General features: G+C 63.2%; 2 protein-coding genes. One reads left to right on the plus strand and one right to left on the minus strand.

Annotated features, from left to right (window positions below; translation table 11 throughout):
- Nucleotides 1-503: MarR family winged helix-turn-helix transcriptional regulator (locus AHiyo1_RS10975; RefSeq protein ID WP_445286211.1), on the plus strand; the 503-nt coding region annotated here is incomplete at its 5' end.
- Here AHiyo1_RS10975 and AHiyo1_RS10980 read toward each other — a convergent pair.
- Entirely contained in the window at nt 500-754 is a 255-nt protein-coding gene (locus tag AHiyo1_RS10980; protein ID WP_059388591.1) for a hypothetical protein, read from the minus strand. The two genes, AHiyo1_RS10975 and AHiyo1_RS10980, sit on opposite strands and share 4 nt — an antisense overlap.
- Nucleotides 755-985 lie beyond the last annotated feature (231 nt).

Here is a 985-nt window from a genome sequence, read left to right on the forward strand (position 1 = left end):
AAAATCCCCTCACCGCTACAATGGGACATATGCCGGACATCGAGCGTTGGCCCACCGGAAGGTTGCTGTCTACAGCGGCCCGGTTGGTGGAACACGCTTGGGACGAGAATCTCAGGGCGATCGGCCTCACCCACGCCGGTGTCATCGCGCTGGAGGTTCTAGCAGCCACTGGCCCCATCACCCAGACCACGCTCGCCCAGATCGTGCGTGTGCAGGCCCAAACCATGGGGCAGACCCTCAGCAGGCTGGAGTCACACGGGCACGTTAGCCGCCGTCGAAGTTCCGAGGACCGCCGGGTACACGTCGTTTCGCTGACCGATGCCGGCAGGGACGCACTTGAGCGGGCAGCGGAATCGGAACGGCAGGTTCTTGCCCAGGTATCGATCGATACGTCGATGTTCCGGCAGGAACTGAAAACAGTCGTGCGCGAACTGGCAGGCCGGCAAGCACCAGAAGGAGACAGCGCTAGCGCCCCTCTTGCCTCCGCGGCATTGGAAGACTAGTCCGAGGAAACATCGACGGCGGCCTGCTCACCGGGCGCAGGAACCTCGCCGCGCGTGGAACGCTCACCGCGGGCAGCCAACTCATCCAGGACCGCGTCGTACCAGGACTTGACCCCGAACTCGGGCTTCCCGACGTCGAGCAGCCTGAAAAGGGCGTCGGCCAAAAAGTTGAGCTCCGCAACGGACAGCTTCGCAAGCCCCTGGACCGGGTCCAGTTCGCCTTCCAGGCATGAGGTGAGTAATGCGTTCACAGCGCAGCTCCAAGCATGGGAGCAGCTACGTAAAGAGTCTTGGAAGAGAGGGGAGTCGGGCGGGTCATGAGGTCGCTCCATGGAAAGAGTTCCTAGGGCCGCTGCATAACCCACCCTGATGATATCGACACGTGGAGCCGCGCGGCAAGCGCGCCGCGCGGCCGGAAACCACCAGCAACAATGCCTAAGTGGGGCGTTCAGTTCCTTCCCCGTCGCCGGACAAGCCAAGCC

The organism is Arthrobacter sp. Hiyo1 (assembly GCF_001263615.2).
GTDB lineage: Bacteria > Actinomycetota > Actinomycetes > Actinomycetales > Micrococcaceae > Arthrobacter.